The organism is Paraburkholderia terricola (assembly GCF_003330825.1).
Lineage (GTDB): Bacteria > Pseudomonadota > Gammaproteobacteria > Burkholderiales > Burkholderiaceae > Paraburkholderia > Paraburkholderia terricola.
Map to the genome: position 1 here is coordinate 12,309 of NZ_CP024942.1, position 16,038 is coordinate 28,346.

The 16,038-nt window shown below is 62.7% G+C and carries 16 protein-coding genes; 7 read left to right on the forward strand and 9 right to left on the reverse strand.

The window, feature by feature from the left end:
* Nucleotides 1-61 precede the first annotated feature (61 nt).
* Nucleotides 62-1,540: a sensor domain-containing diguanylate cyclase gene (locus tag CUJ90_RS18465; protein ID WP_114163606.1), complete on the forward strand. Its 1,479-nt coding sequence runs from the start codon at nt 62-64 to the stop codon at nt 1,538-1,540.
* 24 nt (nt 1,541-1,564) lie between these two features.
* Here CUJ90_RS18465 and CUJ90_RS18470 read toward each other — a convergent pair whose 3' ends face one another.
* Together CUJ90_RS18470 and CUJ90_RS18475 are read right to left on the reverse strand one after the other, a co-directional pair.
* Nucleotides 1,565-1,888, reverse strand: coding sequence for a VOC family protein (locus tag CUJ90_RS18470; RefSeq protein ID WP_114163607.1), 324 nt, complete (start codon nt 1,886-1,888; stop codon nt 1,565-1,567).
* Nucleotides 1,885-2,106, reverse strand: coding sequence for a hypothetical protein (locus tag CUJ90_RS18475; protein WP_114163608.1), 222 nt, complete (start codon nt 2,104-2,106; stop codon nt 1,885-1,887). The genes CUJ90_RS18470 and CUJ90_RS18475 overlap by 4 nt, the downstream gene beginning before the upstream one ends.
* Between CUJ90_RS18475 and CUJ90_RS18480 the strand changes: the two genes are divergently transcribed.
* Nucleotides 2,105-2,446: a zinc ribbon domain-containing protein YjdM gene (locus CUJ90_RS18480; protein WP_073431645.1), complete on the forward strand. Its 342-nt coding sequence runs from the start codon at nt 2,105-2,107 to the stop codon at nt 2,444-2,446. The genes CUJ90_RS18475 and CUJ90_RS18480 overlap by 2 nt on opposite strands.
* 75 nt (nt 2,447-2,521) lie before the next feature.
* On the opposite strand, the gene CUJ90_RS18485 is transcribed toward CUJ90_RS18480, so the two are convergent.
* Together CUJ90_RS18485 and CUJ90_RS18490 are read right to left on the reverse strand one after the other, a co-directional pair.
* Nucleotides 2,522-3,922, reverse strand: coding sequence for a heavy metal sensor histidine kinase (locus CUJ90_RS18485; protein ID WP_114163609.1), 1,401 nt, complete (start codon nt 3,920-3,922; stop codon nt 2,522-2,524).
* A complete protein-coding gene (locus CUJ90_RS18490) occupies nt 3,919-4,590 on the reverse strand; it encodes a heavy metal response regulator transcription factor (protein ID WP_073431647.1) in 672 nt (223 codons plus the stop codon). The genes CUJ90_RS18485 and CUJ90_RS18490 overlap by 4 nt, the downstream gene beginning before the upstream one ends.
* Nucleotides 4,591-4,786: 196 nt before the next feature.
* Here CUJ90_RS18490 and CUJ90_RS18495 point away from each other — a divergent pair, with 196 nt between their 5' ends.
* The 3 genes from CUJ90_RS18495 to CUJ90_RS18505 all read left to right on the forward strand — a co-directional run bounded on the left by CUJ90_RS18495 (nt 4,787) and on the right by CUJ90_RS18505 (nt 6,914).
* Nucleotides 4,787-5,416 (forward strand): hypothetical protein, encoded by a 630-nt coding sequence (locus CUJ90_RS18495; RefSeq protein ID WP_073431648.1) that lies wholly within the window; start codon nt 4,787-4,789, stop codon nt 5,414-5,416.
* A gap of 95 nt (nt 5,417-5,511) precedes the next feature.
* Nucleotides 5,512-6,144, forward strand: coding sequence for a cytochrome b/b6 domain-containing protein (locus CUJ90_RS18500; protein ID WP_114164652.1), 633 nt, complete (start codon nt 5,512-5,514; stop codon nt 6,142-6,144).
* On the forward strand, nt 6,141-6,914 hold the full coding sequence (locus CUJ90_RS18505) for a molybdopterin-dependent oxidoreductase (RefSeq protein ID WP_073431649.1): 774 nt from the start codon (nt 6,141-6,143) through the stop codon (nt 6,912-6,914). The genes CUJ90_RS18500 and CUJ90_RS18505 overlap by 4 nt, the downstream gene beginning before the upstream one ends.
* Before the next feature lie 22 nt (nt 6,915-6,936).
* Here the strand turns inward: CUJ90_RS18505 and CUJ90_RS18510 are convergent, their stop codons facing one another.
* Nucleotides 6,937-7,905: an AraC family transcriptional regulator gene (locus CUJ90_RS18510; protein ID WP_073431658.1), complete on the reverse strand. Its 969-nt coding sequence runs from the start codon at nt 7,903-7,905 to the stop codon at nt 6,937-6,939.
* 322 nt (nt 7,906-8,227) lie between these two features.
* On the opposite strand from CUJ90_RS18510, the gene CUJ90_RS18515 reads away from it, so the two are divergent.
* Nucleotides 8,228-9,280: an NAD(P)-dependent alcohol dehydrogenase gene (locus tag CUJ90_RS18515; RefSeq protein WP_073431650.1), complete on the forward strand. Its 1,053-nt coding sequence runs from the start codon at nt 8,228-8,230 to the stop codon at nt 9,278-9,280.
* Between the two features lie 128 nt (nt 9,281-9,408).
* Here the strand turns inward: CUJ90_RS18515 and CUJ90_RS18520 are convergent, their stop codons facing one another.
* Together CUJ90_RS18520 and CUJ90_RS18525 are read right to left on the reverse strand one after the other, a co-directional pair.
* Nucleotides 9,409-10,647, reverse strand: a complete 1,239-nt coding sequence (locus tag CUJ90_RS18520) for an IS4 family transposase (protein WP_342346033.1) — start codon at nt 10,645-10,647, stop codon at nt 9,409-9,411.
* 619 nt (nt 10,648-11,266) lie between these two features.
* Nucleotides 11,267-12,505, reverse strand: a complete 1,239-nt coding sequence (locus CUJ90_RS18525; RefSeq protein WP_342346033.1) for an IS4 family transposase — start codon at nt 12,503-12,505, stop codon at nt 11,267-11,269.
* A gap of 221 nt (nt 12,506-12,726) precedes the next feature.
* Between CUJ90_RS18525 and CUJ90_RS18530 the strand changes: the two genes are divergently transcribed.
* Entirely contained in the window at nt 12,727-13,683 is a 957-nt protein-coding gene (locus CUJ90_RS18530; protein ID WP_073430938.1) for a LysR family transcriptional regulator, read from the forward strand.
* A gap of 42 nt (nt 13,684-13,725) precedes the next feature.
* Here the strand turns inward: CUJ90_RS18530 and CUJ90_RS18535 are convergent, their stop codons facing one another.
* Nucleotides 13,726-14,871, reverse strand: a complete 1,146-nt coding sequence (locus CUJ90_RS18535; protein ID WP_114163610.1) for a nucleoside hydrolase — start codon at nt 14,869-14,871, stop codon at nt 13,726-13,728.
* Nucleotides 14,872-15,052: 181 nt separating this feature from the next.
* Nucleotides 15,053-15,991: a hypothetical protein gene (locus tag CUJ90_RS18540; RefSeq protein WP_114163611.1), complete on the reverse strand. Its 939-nt coding sequence runs from the start codon at nt 15,989-15,991 to the stop codon at nt 15,053-15,055.
* Nucleotides 15,992-16,038 lie beyond the last annotated feature (47 nt).

A 16,038-nucleotide genomic window follows, 5' to 3' on the forward strand; every position in this document is an offset into this window, starting at 1 on the left:
TTGTTTTCAGCCGACGCCGAACCCGCCTTAAAATAGCGGCAATTCCGATCCCGAGGCTCTCATGCTGGATACATTCCCGCGCGACCCCGCGTCCGCCAACGACGACTCCGAGATGTTCGAACTCGCGCCCGTTTCGCTCTGGCTCGAAGACTTCAGCGGCGTGCGCGCGTTGTTCGACGCATGGCGAGCCGAGGGCGTGACCGATCTGCGCGCGCACTTCGCCGCCGATCCGAGCCGCGTCGCGGACTGCGCGCACAGCATTCGCATCGTCAAGGTCAATCAGAAAACGCTGACGCAATTCGAGGCCGCCGATTTCGACGCGCTCAACACCAATCTCGCCTCGGTGTTCCGCGACGACATGCTCAAGACCCATCTCGAAGAGCTGTGCCAGTTATGGGCGGGTCAATCGCAATTCACGAGCCAGACGGTCAACTACACGCTCGGCGGCCGGCGGCTCGACGTGTTGCTCAAGGGCGCCGTGCTGCCCGGCCACGAAGCGCGCTGGGACCGCGTGCTGGTCTCGGTCGAGGACATCACGGAGCTGGAAGGCGCGCGGCATCGCGTGACGGTTGCCGAACAGTACGTGCGCGGGCTGTTCGAACATTCGCCGGTGTCGCTGTGGGTGGAAGATTTCAGCGCGGTCAAGCGTCTGCTCGACGATGCCCGCGCAGCCGGCATTTCCGATTTTCGCGTGTTCACCGACGTGCATCCCGAGTTTGTCGAACGCTGCATGCAGGAAATCCACGTGCTCGACGTGAATCAGCACACGCTCGACATGTTCGCGGCGCCAGACAAAAAGACGCTGCTGTCGCGGCTGGCCGACGTCTTTCGCGACGACATGCGCCCACACTTTCGCGAGCAGTTGCTCGACCTGTGGGACGGCAATCTGTTCCAGCATCGCGAAGTGCTCAACTATTCGCTCGACGGCAGCGAGGTGCACGTGCATTTGCAGTTCTCGGTGCTGCCGGGGCACGAAAAGAACTGGGACCTGGTGCTGGTGGCGCTCACCGACATCACGGCGCGCAAGAAAGCCGAGGCCTACCTGGAATTCCTCGGCAAGCACGACGTGCTGACCAAGCTCAGCAACCGCTCGTTCTACGTGGACGAGCTGAACCGGCTCGAACGCAAGGGTCCGTGGCCGGTGACGATCATCATGGCCGATCTGAACGGCCTGAAACGCGTGAACGATCAGCTCGGCCACGCGGCGGGCGATGCACTGCTGCGGCGCGCGGGCGAAGTGCTCGCGAAAGCCATGGAGCCGCCCTTTCACGCCGCACGCATCGGCGGAGACGAGTTCGCGATCCTGATGCCCGACACCGACGAGCGCGGCGCCGCCGCGATGATCGACGCGATCCGCCAGTTGGTCGAGATGAACAACCAGTTTTATCCGGGCTCGCTATTGAGCTTTTCGATGGGCGCGGCGACGTGCCAGCGCGGCGACCGGCTCGAAGCTGGCGTGCAGCGTGCCGACCTGTTGATGTACGAGGAGAAGCGCCTGCACTACGCGAATCAGCCGGCAGCCGACGCGCGCGGCGGTTGATCTCCTGGCGCGTCGAAGCCCGGCTCAGCCCTTGTCGGTGCGTACCGCCTCGCCATAAGTGCTGACGATCCGCCGGTCCTGTTCGTCGGCCGAAAACCACTCCCATTCGAGCCCGTTGACGTCCTTGCTGCTCGAATAGCCCTCTACCGCGTCGTCCTCGAAACCGAGGTGCCGCAGTGTTCCTGCTTTGTCCGGCATTGGGTTGATCGAAAAATTCAGCAGATCGGTGCGCCACATCGCGTAACGGCCGGGCACGACGGCCGTGGGCGGCTGCGCGAGGCGGCGGCTGTAATCGTCGATCGAAGCGTCGAGATCGGCCACGGCGAGGGCGATATGGAAACGTTTCACAGCGGTTCTCCCAAGTGTGCGATGAAGTGCCCTGCATCGTATCCGCCGCCCGCCGCGGCAACCAGTTGCGCGATCATTCCGGTATCCGCATTACCTGTTTGCGCAACGGCGGCGCCCTGCCCGCAGGCCTCGTGACCGCGGGCCGCCCGGCGCGCGTCGGCTATACTCGCGGCCTTGGACATCACCCGCGGCGATCCGCGATCCGGAAACAACATCATGTCGACAATTCCCGCCTGCCCGCAATGCGCGATGGAAAACACTTACCCGGACGGCGAGAACTACGTCTGCCCGGATTGCGCGCACGAGTGGCCGATGAACGCCGCCGCGTCCGCTGACGACAGCGACGAACGCGTCGTGAAGGACGCCAACGGCAACCCGCTCGCCGACGGCGACGCCGTGGTGCTGATCAAGGACCTGAAAGTGAAAGGCTCGTCGATCACGCTGAAAATGGGCACCAAGGTGAAGAGCATTCGCCTCGTCGGCGGCGATCACGAAGTGGACTGCAAGATGGACGCGGGCAGCTTCATGCTGAAAGCCGCGTATCTGAAGAAGGTTTGAAGAAGGTTTGAAGAAGGTCTGAAGCGGCGGCTCTGAAATTCGAACCGCCGTCGCGCGCGCTGGCGCAGCCCCGCATCACGCGCGCGGAAAATGCAATTCGAAGCGCACTACACCGGGCACCGGACACACCACGCGCGCCGTGCCGCCATGCAGATGCATGATCGCCCTGACGATCGCGAGCCCCAGTCCGCTCGATTCGGTGAACTCGCTGCGCGCCGCATCCGCGCGATAGAAGCGATCGAACAGACGGTTTAGCTGCGATTGCGGAATCGGCTCGCCGTCGTTTTCGACCACCACGGTTGCGCCCTTTTCGTCCTCCATGCCGCGCAAGCGTATGACCGTATCGCACGCGCCATAACGCACCGCGTTGACGACCAGATTGTTGATCGCGCGGCGGCATAGCATCGGGTCGACCGCTGCCGCGCCTTCAGCAACCACTTCGAAGCGCATGCCGCGCTCGTCGGCGAGTCCTTCGAAATAGTCCGCGATTCGGGTGAGTTCGCCGCGCAAATCGACCGGCTCGCGTTCGATGCACAGCGCCGCATGATCCGCATGCGCAAGAAACAGAATGTTCTCCGCGATGTGGCTCAAGCGGTTCAGTTCCTCCAGATTCGATTCGAGTACCTGCTGATATTCCTCCGGCTCGCGCGGCTTGGCGAGCGTCACCTGGCTCTGCCCGATCAATGCGCCAACGGGCGTGCGAATCTCATGCGCCAGGTCGGCGGAGAACTGCGACAGGCGCTGATAGCCGTCGGCAAGACGGTCGAGCATCGCGTTGAACGCTTGCGTGAGCTGGCGCAATTCGACCGGCGCCGCCTCGCTGTCGAGCCGCACGGACAGACTCGCCGGACTGATCTGCGCCGCTCGCGTGGCGATCTCGCGCACCGGCCGCAACGCGCGGCGCAGCACGCAGTAAGCGAGCAGCGTCGCGGCCAGCATGCCGATCAGCGTGGCCAGCAGGATGCGATCGCGATACGCGGCCAGCATGCGCACTTCCTGAGTCATCGGGTGCGCGGCGATCACCTCGACTTCGGTGCCGTCCTCGCGCGCTCTCGCGCTAGCGATCGCCCAATGCACGGGCACGCCGTCCGGCAAACGGGTCTGCCGGATGTCCGCGAAGGTCGGCAAGCGGCCGCCTTTTGCGGCTTGCAACGCGGGCACCGCCACGTTCGCCGGATTCACGTCGATAAACGGCGGCTCGCCTGGGCGGCGAAACAGCAGCACGTCCTGCTCCGCGCCGAGCATGGTCTCGAACAATAAAGGCCGGCTCTTCAGATCGCTGACCGAATACAGATCGTGCACGATGCGGCTGAAATGCTCGACGCGCCCGCTGAGCACCACGTCGGCGCGACGCTGCAGCGACAGTTCGGCCGAGCGATAGAAATACGCGCCGAGCGCGCCGATCACCACGCACGCGATCAACGCGAACAGCAGCGTGGTGCGAACCGTCAACGAACGCTCGGTCCAGAGTTTCATGAGCCGTCGCCAAACGTGTAGCCAATACTGCGCACGGTATGAATCAGCTTCTTTTCGAACGGATGGTCCACTTTCGCGCGCAGCCGCTTGATCGCCACGTCGACCACATTGGTGTCGCTGTCGAAATTCATGTCCCACACTTCCGAGGCGATCTGCGTGCGCGACAGCGCCTCGCCCTGGCGCCGCACCAGCAGATGCAGCAGCATGAATTCCTTGTTGGTCAGGGGAATCTCGATGCCTTCGCGCGTCACCTTGCGGCGCAGAACGTCGAGCTTCAGGTCGGCGATCTCGAACACGTCGCGCTCGCGGATCACGCCGCGGCGCAGCAGCGTGCGGATGCGCAACACGAGTTCGGTAAACGAAAAGGGCTTGACGAGATAATCGTCCGCGCCGAGTTCGAGGCCGCGAATGCGATCGCTCACGTGATCGCGCGCGGTCAGGAAAATGACCGGCAGATCGCGCCGCGCGCGCAGTGTGCGCATGATTTCCCAGCCGTCGATGCCCGGCAGCATCACGTCGAGCACCACGAGATCGTAAGCGTGCTCCAGCGCCATGTGCAAACCATCCGTGCCGGTGCGCGCGAGATCGACCGCGTAGCCGCTTTCACGCAGACCTTTTTTCAGGTAGTCGCCGGTTTTCGGGTCGTCTTCGATGACGAGAATGCTCATGACGCTTGGCGCTCCAACTCGGACTTGCGTTCGGGCTTCAATGTGCGTTTTCGCTGAAGCCCAGGACGTGGATATGCCGGCCATTCTACGTGGCCGCGGCGCGCCGTTCATTACGTTTTTGTCATTCATATGTCATTCCGCGGAGCCGATCGCGCGCTTAATCTGGGCGTTATCGTTCACCACCTGGAGCCGATCCATGAACATCGTTTCAGCGCGCATGCTGCGCGCCTTCATCGCCCCCGCACTCGCCGCCGCCCTGCTCGCCACGGGAACCGCCGCCCATGCGCAGAACGCCATGCCCACCGGCGTGCGCGGCACGGTGACCTCGCTCACGGGCGATCTGCTGAAGGTGCATACGCGCGACGGCAAGGACGTCGACGTGAAGTTGCCCAAGGACACACCGATTCGCGGCGTCACGATCGCGGACGTGAACGACATCAAAGCGGACAGCTATGTCGGCACCGCTGCGATCCCGCAACCCGACGGCACGCTGAAAGCGCTCGAAGTGCACGTGTTTCCGCCGAGCATGCGCGGCGCCGGCGAAGGCTTTCGCCCCTGGGATCTCGGCTCGAACAGCACGATGACGAACGGCACGGTCGGCTCGCTCGTGGTCAGCAACGGCCGCACGATCACCGTCAAGTACAAGGACGGCGAGAAGAAGATCGTGATTCCGCAGGATGTGCCCATCGTCAGCCTGCAACCGGGCGACCGCTCCTTGCTGGTGCCGGGCGCGAAGGTCGTGCTGTTCGCACACAAGGAAGCCGACGGCACGATGGCGGCGAACTTCATCTCGGCAGGCGTGCATGGCGTGACGCCGCCGATGTAATACGGCGCCTGTTCAGCCTTGCCTCGGCTACGCCGGCGGTCGCGTTGTTCGGCAACGCGGCTTTCCCGCTCCCTATTCGTCTCATGATGCCCGCCATGACTGAAGCCAAAGCGCGCCTGGTCGTTCACCCGCTCGTCGTCCGCATCACGCACTGGATCAATGCGTTTGCGATGGTCTGCATGGTGATGAGCGGCTGGGCGATCTATAACGCGTCGCCCATTTTCCCGTTCAGGTTTCCCGTCTGGGCGACGGTGGGCGGCTGGCTCGGCGGGTCGATTGCATGGCATTTCGCGGCCATGTGGCTGCTGTGCGCGAACGGCTTGCTGTATCTCGCGTACGGCATCGGACGTGGGCATTTTCGCCGCAAGCTGTTGCCGGTCCGTCCGCGCGATGTCGTGCACGATGCGGCATTAGCGCTGCGATTCAAGCTGCCGCACGATACCGGCCAATACAACGCGGTGCAGCGCGCGCTCTATCTGCTCGTGTTGTTCCTCGGCGTGGTGCTGGTCGCGTCGGGATTGTCGATCTGGAAACCGGTGCAGTTCTCGTGGCTCACCGCGGTGCTCGGCGGCTTCGATTTCGCGCGGCGGGTGCACTTCGTCGCGATGGCGGGCGTGGTCGGTTTCGTCGTCGTGCATCTGGCGCTGGTGCTGCTGGTGCCGCGCACTTTGCCGCCGATGTTGACCGGTCGCGCGAGACATTGCGCACAAGAAGGAGATCGCGCATGAGCGCATCCAAACCCACCGACGCGGACAAACCCCGCATCGTCCTCGCGGATCACCAGCCGCAAATCGAGCGCCTGCAGCGGCGTCTGTTCTTGCGTTCGTCACTGTCGATCGGCGCGCTCGCGATGCTCTCGGGCTGCAACATGCAGGACGGCGATTCGGTCGACAAGGTGCTGTGGGCGATGTCGCGCTGGAACGATCGCGTGCAGGGCTGGCTATTCGACCGCAACAAGCTCGCGCCGACCTACGCGGCGAGCGAGATCACCGACCCGTTTCCGTTCAACGCGTTCTATCCCGAGTTCGACGCGCCGGACATCGACGGCTCGACGTATCGGCTGGAAGTGTCGGGCCTCGTGTCCGACAAGCGCACGTGGAATCTCGATCAACTGCGCGCATTGCCGCAGACTTCGCAGATCACGCGCCATATCTGCATAGAAGGATGGAGCGCGATCGGCCAATGGCGCGGCGTGCCGTTTCGCACGTTTCTGGAACGCGTCGGCGCCGATCTGAGCGCCCGCTATGTCGGCTTCAAATGCGCGGATCGGTATTACTCGAGCCTCGACATGGCGACCGCGCTGCATCCGCAAACACAGCTCACGCTCGATTTCCGCGACGCGCCGCTGCCCGCGAAATACGGCTATCCGCTCAAGCTGCGCGTGCCGACCAAACTCGGCTTCAAGAATCCGAAGCATATCGCCGCGATCTTCGTCACCAACACGAACCCCGGCGGCTATTGGGAAGATCAGGGCTACAACTGGTTCAGCGGTTTATAGCGTTCGCCGCGGGAATGAACGCTTATACGGCCGTCACGTAACGCGCGACCGGCTTCACCACGCGCGGCGTCGGGGCATCGTAGATGGTGCGCATGCGCTTGACCTCATCGACCGGGCTCAGGCCGAACAGCCGCTTGAACTCGCGGCTGAATTGCGACGCGCTTTCATAACCGACGCGCGCCGCGGCCGCGCCCGCATTCAAACCGTCCTGCACCATCAGCAAACGCGCGTGATGCAAACGCGTGGTCTTCACGTATTGCATCGGCGAGGTGGACGTCACCGCCTTGAACTGCGCATGAAACACCGCGAGGCTCATGCCTGCCTCGGAGGCGAGCGTATCGACGTCGAGTTGCCCGTGGTAGTCCGCATGAATGCGTCGCAGTGCCTTCGCGATACGGCCGAAGTGATTCTGATGCGTGAGCGCCGCGCGAATCGCATCGCCCTGCTCGCCGGTCAGCACGCGATAACAGATTTCGCGGACCACGCCGGGCGCGAGTATGCGCGCGTCGAGCGGCGAAGCCAACGCATCCATCAGACGCTGCACCGCATTGCACAGCGCCGGGTCGAGCGGCGTCGAATAAATGCCGGCCGGTTCGTTTCGCGTGGCGCCTTGGGTTTCGTTCAGCGCCATCAGCAACTCGGCCACCATGGTCAGATCGACGCGCACCGAGATCGCGAGAAACGGCGCTTCCGGACTGGCCTCGGTCTCGCATTCGAACGGCAGCGGCACCGAAAGCACGAGGTACTGTTGCGCGTCGTACTGAAACACCTGGTCGCCGAGATAACCGCGCTTGCGGCCCTGACAGACGATCACGATGCTCGGCTCGTACATCACCGGCATGCGCGGCAGCGGATGATTCGCGCGCATCAGGTTGACGCCTTCGAGACTCGTGCGGGTGAAGCCCGGATTGGGCGCGAGCACATCGAACAATTCGATCAGACGCTGCTGGGCGGCATCGGCCGAAAGGGGTTCTACTGAGGGAGCTGGCATGACGGTATAGTGACGTGCAAGAGAATAATGCTTGAAATCTAGCATCAAACGGACTACCGCGCTCCTTGTCAGGAGTTTTAGGCAAATCTTCAAGACATTCAGGTATTCCCCGCCTCGTGCCCGGCTTCTATCATGGGAACCCTGCCGGATCACTTTTCTCCGCGCTGCGCCGGGCCCGGTTGTCGATTCACTGCTTCGGCGAATTCGGCAGCCCTGCCGGCGCCGTGATCCCGGTTCATCACAAGGTTCGGCCGCATCGGCGACGCGCGTCGCCCATCGCCGGCGGCCTTGCGACATCACCACCCCTTTGCTGGAGCTACTCATGAGCACGACGTATGCCTATGCAGCGACCGACGCCACCGCGCCGCTCGCCCCATTCGAATTCCAGCGCCGCGCACTGCGCGCCCACGACGTGCAGATGGAAGTACTGTTTTGCGGCGTGTGCCATTCCGATTTGCACCAGGCGCGCAATGAATGGAAGAACACGGTGTTCCCGGTCGTGCCGGGCCATGAGATCGTCGGCCGCGTGACTGCCGTTGGCCCGGACGTGACGAAGTACAAGGTAGGCGATCTGGTCGGCGTGGGCTGCCTTGTCGATTCGTGCCGCACGTGCGCGAGTTGCGAGGAAGGACTCGAGCAGTACTGCGAGAACGGTTTTGTCGGCACCTACAACGGTGTGGACCGTGTGGACGGCCAGATCACTTACGGCGGTTATTCGACGCAACTCGTCGTCGACGAGGAATTCACGCTGCGCGTGCCGGACAATCTCGACCCGGCGGGTGTCGCGCCGTTGCTGTGCGCGGGCATCACGACGTACTCGCCGCTGCGCACGTGGGGCGCTGGTCCTGGCAAGAAGGTCGGCATTGTGGGCCTCGGCGGTTTGGGCCACATGGGCGTGAAGCTCGCACGCGCGATGGGCGCACATGTGGTGTTGTTCACGACTTCGCCGTCGAAGATCGAGGATGCGAAGCGGCTCGGCGCGCATGAAGTGGTGATCTCGAAGAATCAGGAAGAGATGGAAGCGCATTTGAACAGCTTCGATTTGATTCTGAATACCGTTGCCGCGCAGCACGATCTGAATCCGTTTTTGAATCTGCTGAAGCGGGATGGGACCATGACGTTGGTCGGTGCGCCCGAGCACGATCATCCGTCGCCGCAGGTGTTCAATCTGATTTTCAAGCGTCGGCGTTTGGCCGGGTCGCTGATTGGCGGTATTGCCGAGACGCAGGAGATGCTGGATTTCTGCGGCGAGCACGGGATCACTTCTGATATCGAGGTGATTCCCATGCAGGGGATTAATGAGGCTTATGAACGGATGCTTAAGAGCGATGTTAAGTATCGGTTTGTTGTCGATCTGGATTCCTTGCGGAAGTGAGTGTTTTTTTGGCCTGCGCGGCGCTTTGGGTTGTGCTGCTTGGTGCCGTTGGCCTTTCCTTGTGGTCTTAGTGGTCTATTAGTGTTGCCCCTGTGCGGGGCAATGCTCTCAACTTAAGCCCCGCTGCATCAAGCGAGTTTGTACGCGAGATGGAAGTGGGGCTTGGCTTTTCTGGGTGGTCTTGGATAGGAGCGTGAGGGCTGTATCCGGCATCGGGTCTGGTGGATCATTTCCAGCACACCGGCGAGGCCGTCCAGACAGCGCTGGATGCGCAGAAGACACGCGCCGAGGATGGGCTTGAGTGCGCCCAGTGCATACACCCGGTTAGGACGGCTGGCATGTCTGTCGTCGTGCGGCGCATCGAGATCGCTGAGCAGTGTGCACAGGTTGTCGGCGAGGATTTTTGCGCCGAAGTCCTGCTGTAACGCCAGGTAATCGAGGCCTGTGACGGCTTCCAGCCGCAGCCGGTGCTTGAGTCGTTTGAATGCTTCCTCGACCCGCCAGCGCTGGTGATAGAGCGCGCCGAACGATGCCGCCGGATAACGCCCGCCATCGAGCAGCGAGGTCATCAGCACACGCACGCGACCGCCCGGCGTGACGTCGCGGATCAGGCGCACAGTCGTGGGCGTACGCGCCAGTTCATAGGCGCGGGCATCCGGTTCGCTGGGCGCTTCCAGTGTCACCACATGCTCGGCTTTACCGCTGCGGGTAAAGGCGCTGACGCATTTCCAGTTACGCGCATCGACGCGCATGCAGAACGGGATTTCGCGCTGTGCGAGCGCCGCCACCATCGCGTTGCCGATATAGCCGCGATCGAGCAGCAGCAGGTCGGTATGCGGTTGCAGTACATCGAGGGCTTCGAACAGCATCTGCCGCTCGCCGCCGTCGGCGGGATGAAGTGCAGCGTGCAGGGTCAGTTCGGAACCCGGCAGGAACAGCGCAAACGCGTAGTGATCGGCGCGCAGTTCATGGCCGCGACGCGTGCCCACACGCAGGCGGCTACCGTCAGCGGCGACCAGCCTCAGGCCGTGCCAGCGCATCGAATCGATATGGGGTTGGGCCAGCGAGATCAGGCGGGCGCGGGCCAGTTCGAACAGTTCGGCAGACACTCCCCGTCGCGCCTTGCTGAAGGCCTGTGCGCTGACAGCGCGGGTGCGCCCGCCGCTGCTTCCCAGTGCGCCGAATAGCGCGTCAAGTTCGGCCTGCACACTGGCGCACATGCCGGACATCATCAGCGCGGCCATGCGCGGCAAGGTCAGTGTGCGATTGCGGGTAAAGGCAGTGGGAGAACGACGCACGCGATCGGCGAGCGCCGGATCGAGCAGGAAATCGGAGAACTCAGCCAGAAGCCGCGAGGACGCTGGTATTTGAGTTCATATCGTTGATTTATCAGTGAGTTATGCGATGAAGTTTACAGGGGCAATGCCTCGTTTACAAGCTCTTTGAGGCTTAAGTTGAGAGCATTGCTGTGCGGGGCGGCACCTACTTTTCTTTGCCGGCCGCAAAGAAAAGTAGGCAAAAGAAAGCGGCTCACACCGCTAATTCTGAAGCGGGTCCCTCGCTCGGAGGGGGCAGTGGCACATCTGGAATCCGTGCACTCGCACACTCCGCATCAGTGACAAAGCCATCATCAGTTCCCACTCCGCACTGCGTGCGTCGCGGATGGGTCTGCCGGGGAAAACAGCGAAAACAGCGGTCATTCTCGCGCCGTGGGGGCCGTCGGCTTCGCCTCGGCGACACGCCGTAAACGAAGGGGGAAGTACCGCTTCGGCGCGCGCAGCGCCGCCGGAAGTACGACTGCCTTGTCACTCGCGCGGAATGCGCGAGAGCACCGATTCCAGATGCACCACTACCTCCTCCAAGCGAGGGACCCGTTTAAGAGTTAGCGGTGTGAGCCGCTTTCTTTTGCCTACTTTTCTTTGCGGCCGGCAAAGAAAAGTAGATGCCGCCCCGCACAGCAATGCTCTCAACTTAAGCCCCGCTGCATCAAGCGAGTTTGTACGCGAGATGGAAGTGGGGCTTGGCTTTTCTGGGTGGTCTTGGATAGGAGCGTGAGGGCTGTATCCGGCATCGGGTCTGGTGGATCATTTCCAGCACACCGGCGAGGCCGTCCAGACAGCGCTGGATGCGCAGAAGACACGCGCCGAGGATGGGCTTGAGTGCGCCCAGTGCATACACCCGGTTAGGACGGCTGGCATGTCTGTCGTCGTGCGGCGCATCGAGATCGCTGAGCAGTGTGCACAGGTTGTCGGCGAGGATTTTTGCGCCGAAGTCCTGCTGTAACGCCAGGTAATCGAGGCCTGTGACGGCTTCCAGCCGCAGCCGGTGCTTGAGTCGTTTGAATGCTTCCTCGACCCGCCAGCGCTGGTGATAGAGCGCGCCGAACGATGCCGCCGGATAACGCCCGCCATCGAGCAGCGAGGTCATCAGCACACGCACGCGACCGCCCGGCGTGACGTCGCGGATCAGGCGCACAGTCGTGGGCGTACGCGCCAGTTCATAGGCGCGGGCATCCGGTTCGCTGGGCGCTTCCAGTGTCACCACATGCTCGGCTTTACCGCTGCGGGTAAAGGCGCTGACGCATTTCCAGTTACGCGCATCGACGCGCATGCAGAACGGGATTTCGCGCTGTGCGAGCGCCGCCACCATCGCGTTGCCGATATAGCCGCGATCGAGCAGCAGCAGGTCGGTATGCGGTTGCAGTACATCGAGGGCTTCGAACAGCATCTGCCGCTCGCCGCCGTCGGCGGGATGAAGTGCAGCGTGCAGGGTCAGTTCGGAACCCGGCAGGAACAGCGCAAACGCGTAGTGATCGGCGCGCAGTTCATGGCCGCGACGCGTGCCCACACGCAGGCGGCTACCGTCAGCGGCGACCAGCCTCAGGCCGTGCCAGCGCATCGAATCGATATGGGGTTGGGCCAGCGAGATCAGGCGGGCGCGGGCCAGTTCGAACAGTTCGGCAGACACTCCCCGTCGCGCCTTGCTGAAGGCCTGTGCGCTGACAGCGCGGGTGCGCCCGCCGCTGCTTCCCAGTGCGCCGAATAGCGCGTCAAGTTCGGCCTGCACACTGGCGCACATGCCGGACATCATCAGCGCGGCCATGCGCGGCAAGGTCAGTGTGCGATTGCGGGTAAAGGCAGTGGGAGAACGACGCACGCGATCGGCGAGCGCCGGATCGAGCAGGAAATCGGAGAACTCAGCCAGAAGCCGCGAGGACGCTGGTATTTGAGTTCATATCGTTGATTTATCAGTGAGTTATGCGATGAAGTTTACAGGGGCAATGCCTCGTTTACAAGCTCTTTGAGGCTTAAGTTGAGAGCATTGCCCCGCACAGGGGCAACGCCAATAGACCACTAAGACCACAAGGAAAGGCCAAAACCCAAGGCAACCAACGAATAGCGCCGCACAGGCAAAAAAAACCAAACACCTAACACCAGGAGCCCACCATGATCGACAGAATAACCGCCATGCGCACATTCATCCGAATCGTGGACACCAACAGCTTCACCCGCGCAGCGGAGTCATTAAACATCCCGCGCGCGACGGCGACCACCATCGTCCAGAATCTGGAAGCCCTGCTCGGCACGGCGCTCCTCGCCCGCACGACGCGGCGTCTGAGCGTCACCCCAGAAGGCGCGGCCTACTACGAGCGCTGCGCGCAAATCCTCGCCGACATCGACGACATGGAAGCGAGCATCCGCCACGCAACCGACAACCTCACAGGCCGTCTGCGCATCGAAATGCCCAACGCGGTCGCGAACGCCATCGTGCTGCCGGCACTCGACGACTTCCACACGCGTTACCCGAATCTCGATCTCGCCATCGGCATCAGCCCCCGCACAGTGGACCTGATCTCGGACGCAATCGACTGCAGCATCCAGCTAGGCGAATTGCCCGATTCGAATCTGGTCGCGCGGCAGTTGGGAACCCTCGAACACGTGACCTGCGCGAGCCCTGCCTATCTGGAGCGCCACGGCACACCCACCGATCTGGACGATCTGCGCGGACATCTCGCGGTCAATTGCATGTCGCCGCATAACGGTCGCGAAGTCGACTTCGACTTCGAGGTGAACGGCGAGGCGCAAACGGTCAAGGTGAGCGGCTTCGTCAAGGTCAGCGACGAACAGGCCTATCTCACCTGCGGACTGCAAGGTCTCGGCCTGATTCAGCCGGCGCGGATCGCCGCGCAACCGTACCTGGATTCGGGACTGCTGCGCGAAGTACTGCCGCAATGGAAACCCGTGCCGATGCCGGTCTCGGTCGCGTTCGTGAAGAACCGCCGCGTGTCGCCGCGCGTGCGCGCGTTCGTCGACTGGCTCGCGGAGTTGTTCGAGAAAACGGAGCACGTCGATCAGGATCTCTCGCGCGTGCGTCAGTTGTTGCGCGGCCTGCATCCCGCCTGAGGCGGTTTCGTGCAGACCGTTCGCAACGCCGCGACAGGTGCGTCAGTTCCGTAGTGTGACCGGCACCGGCCGCGTCAGCAGATCGACGTAGAAGTTGAAAAAGTTCGGATTGTCGAAGCGTTTGACGATCGTCATCTTTTGCAAACCCGCCGGCGGCGAACTCGTGTAACCCGTGGACTTGCCGTCATTGGCGCCGAAACTCGTGTCCACGTCCAACCACTCCTCCACTGTCTGCGTCGCGAACGACGGGCGCATCAGATACGCGAGCGTCAGCGTGTCCCAGATGTTCGTCGTGTAATTCGGGTTGGTCTCGAAACCGTTCTTGCCGTCGAAGCCGTAACCGTTCAACGTTTTGAACAACTGCGTGATGATGGTCTGCTTCGTGGGATCGTGCGCGACACGATCGTAAAGCGCCTTGTCCATCTTGACGGTATCCGTCACGTCGAGCGGAATCACCACCTGCTTGATCGGCAAACGCAACACGGTTTTCGCCGCTTCGGGATCGAACCACCAGTTGAATTCCGCTGTCGGCGTGGTGTTGCCCGGCACGTCGATCGCCCCGCCCATGTAGACGATCTGCTTGATCAGCGGAATGATCTCCGGATGCTGGCGGGTGGCGAGCGCGATATTGGTCAGCGGCCCGATCGCCAGGATCGTCACCTGACCGGGATACTGCTTGACCGAATCGACGATGAAATCCACCGCGCTTTTGCCCTGCACTTTCGTATGCGTGGCGAAGCCGTCCGGCGGCGCGACGAGGTCGCTATCCGATTGCGGCTCGGGTGTGCCCCATGCGCCGAGATAACCGTCGCCGCCGGGGAATTGCGCCAGTTCAGCCTGAATGGTCGGGAAGTCATGCGACAAAGCGCGGTTGGCGCCGGCGTACACGCCGATCTGATTTTCAACGCCGAGGCGCTCGACGGATTTTAACGCATCCGCCACACCCTGCTTCAACCATTGATTGCCGGAGACGACCGTAATGCCGAGTACTTTCAGCGAACCTTGCGCCTGCAATTGCGCGGCCATCACGCCGAGCTGACCGTCGTCGCTCAGTGTGTTGTAGTCGCTGTCGATAATGACCTTGGGAGGGTCGGCGGGCAGATTGAGATGACCGCCGCCACATGCCGAGATGGACAAGACGGTCGCCACGGTTGCCAGCCATGTCGATGCCAGGAGAAGTCGCTTCACTGATGCCTCCTTGTTTTAGCGCTGTGCTGCGCTGCCGGAATGAGGAGGCCATCATAGGCGCAAAACTAGCGAAGCAGAATCATCATGTTCGCGGCGTGATTCGTGGAATCAGCGTGGCGATAAGACGGCAGGCGTCATCGTGCTGCTCGACGCGCTGCCTCGCCGTGAAGGCGATCTGAAATCAAGGCTGACGAGCCTGTGCCGACGAGCCGGGGCACGCGGGGTCTTTACCCCAATGACCATCGCACACGCGCCAGCGGCACAACTGGTCTTCGAAAAAGCCGCGCTGCCCGCACTCTTTCACGCGCTCGGCGAGCTTCGCGTTGCCGGGCGCAGCCGATGCGCTGACCTTGGTGGCCGTGTTGCCGCCGGCCGCCTTCGCGTCCGCCGGTTTGGTCCGCGCAACGAGCGCCGCCAACAGATCCGCATCCGAATCGTCTTTCGAAGCGCTACCGCTGCGTGATTTCTTCGACTGCGCGACCGTGCCCGATGTGCTCTCGCGATGATTGCTCGTACTCGCCGCCGCGCTTTCCTTCTTGCCGTGGGCCGCCGTCTCGTGCTTCGCGTTGCTGGCGACAGCCGTGGCGTTCTTGCCGTGCTTCGCCGCCGGCACGCTGGCGGCGGAGGCTGCCGATGCCGATGCAACCAATGCCGACGCGCTGCTCGGTTCCGCACCCTCGGCGAGCGCGCGGGACAAGCGGTTTTCGTCGCTGCTAGCGGGCGTTGCGGCGGACGCCGCCGCGGCTTTGCCGTCGCTATCGTCGGCCACGATCGTCGCCGCTTGCGACGACGCCGCAGCCGGCGCCTCGACCTTCGCGACGACTGGCGGCGCACCGCTCGCGGCGGCGGCCGCTTTCTCGACGTTGGCCGGCGTGGCCGAAGCCAACGACGCGCTTTGCGTGCGCTGCTGCATATGCCACGCGGCCCAGCCGCCAGCCGCGATCACCAGCAAGGCAACCAGCACGAGCGGCGTTTTCGACCGGCGTGGATTATCCGTAGGCGGCGCGACGCGGCCTTCGAGGTTCGCGAGAATTCGCGAACCATTGCCATCGGCGCCTTTAGCCTTATCGGATAACAGGCTGGGCGGGGCTTTGGAATTCGAACTTTCCGGCGCACTCATTCACTGTCTCATTGAATCCTGGATTATTTCGCCGTGATAATACCGTT

What these genes read in the sequence shown, in the direction of transcription:
- CUJ90_RS18515 (WP_073431650.1), top strand. Translation starts at nt 8,228, where the DNA reads ATGAGCACGACGTATGCCTATGCAGCGACCGACGCCACCGCGCCGCTC.
- CUJ90_RS18490 (WP_073431647.1), bottom strand. Translation starts at nt 4,590, where the DNA reads ATGAGCATTCTCGTCATCGAAGACGACCCGAAAACCGGCGACTACCTG.
- CUJ90_RS18500 (WP_114164652.1), top strand. Translation starts at nt 5,512, where the DNA reads ATGACTGAAGCCAAAGCGCGCCTGGTCGTTCACCCGCTCGTCGTCCGC.
- CUJ90_RS18495 (WP_073431648.1), top strand. Translation starts at nt 4,787, where the DNA reads ATGAACATCGTTTCAGCGCGCATGCTGCGCGCCTTCATCGCCCCCGCA.
- CUJ90_RS18540 (WP_114163611.1), bottom strand. Translation starts at nt 15,991, where the DNA reads ATGAGTGCGCCGGAAAGTTCGAATTCCAAAGCCCCGCCCAGCCTGTTA.
- CUJ90_RS18485 (WP_114163609.1), bottom strand. Translation starts at nt 3,922, where the DNA reads ATGAAACTCTGGACCGAGCGTTCGTTGACGGTTCGCACCACGCTGCTG.
- CUJ90_RS18530 (WP_073430938.1), top strand. Translation starts at nt 12,727, where the DNA reads ATGATCGACAGAATAACCGCCATGCGCACATTCATCCGAATCGTGGAC.
- CUJ90_RS18510 (WP_073431658.1), bottom strand. Translation starts at nt 7,905, where the DNA reads ATGCCAGCTCCCTCAGTAGAACCCCTTTCGGCCGATGCCGCCCAGCAG.
- CUJ90_RS18505 (WP_073431649.1), top strand. Translation starts at nt 6,141, where the DNA reads ATGAGCGCATCCAAACCCACCGACGCGGACAAACCCCGCATCGTCCTC.
- CUJ90_RS18465 (WP_114163606.1), top strand. Translation starts at nt 62, where the DNA reads ATGCTGGATACATTCCCGCGCGACCCCGCGTCCGCCAACGACGACTCC.
- CUJ90_RS18480 (WP_073431645.1), top strand. Translation starts at nt 2,105, where the DNA reads ATGTCGACAATTCCCGCCTGCCCGCAATGCGCGATGGAAAACACTTAC.
- CUJ90_RS18475 (WP_114163608.1), bottom strand. Translation starts at nt 2,106, where the DNA reads ATGATGTTGTTTCCGGATCGCGGATCGCCGCGGGTGATGTCCAAGGCC.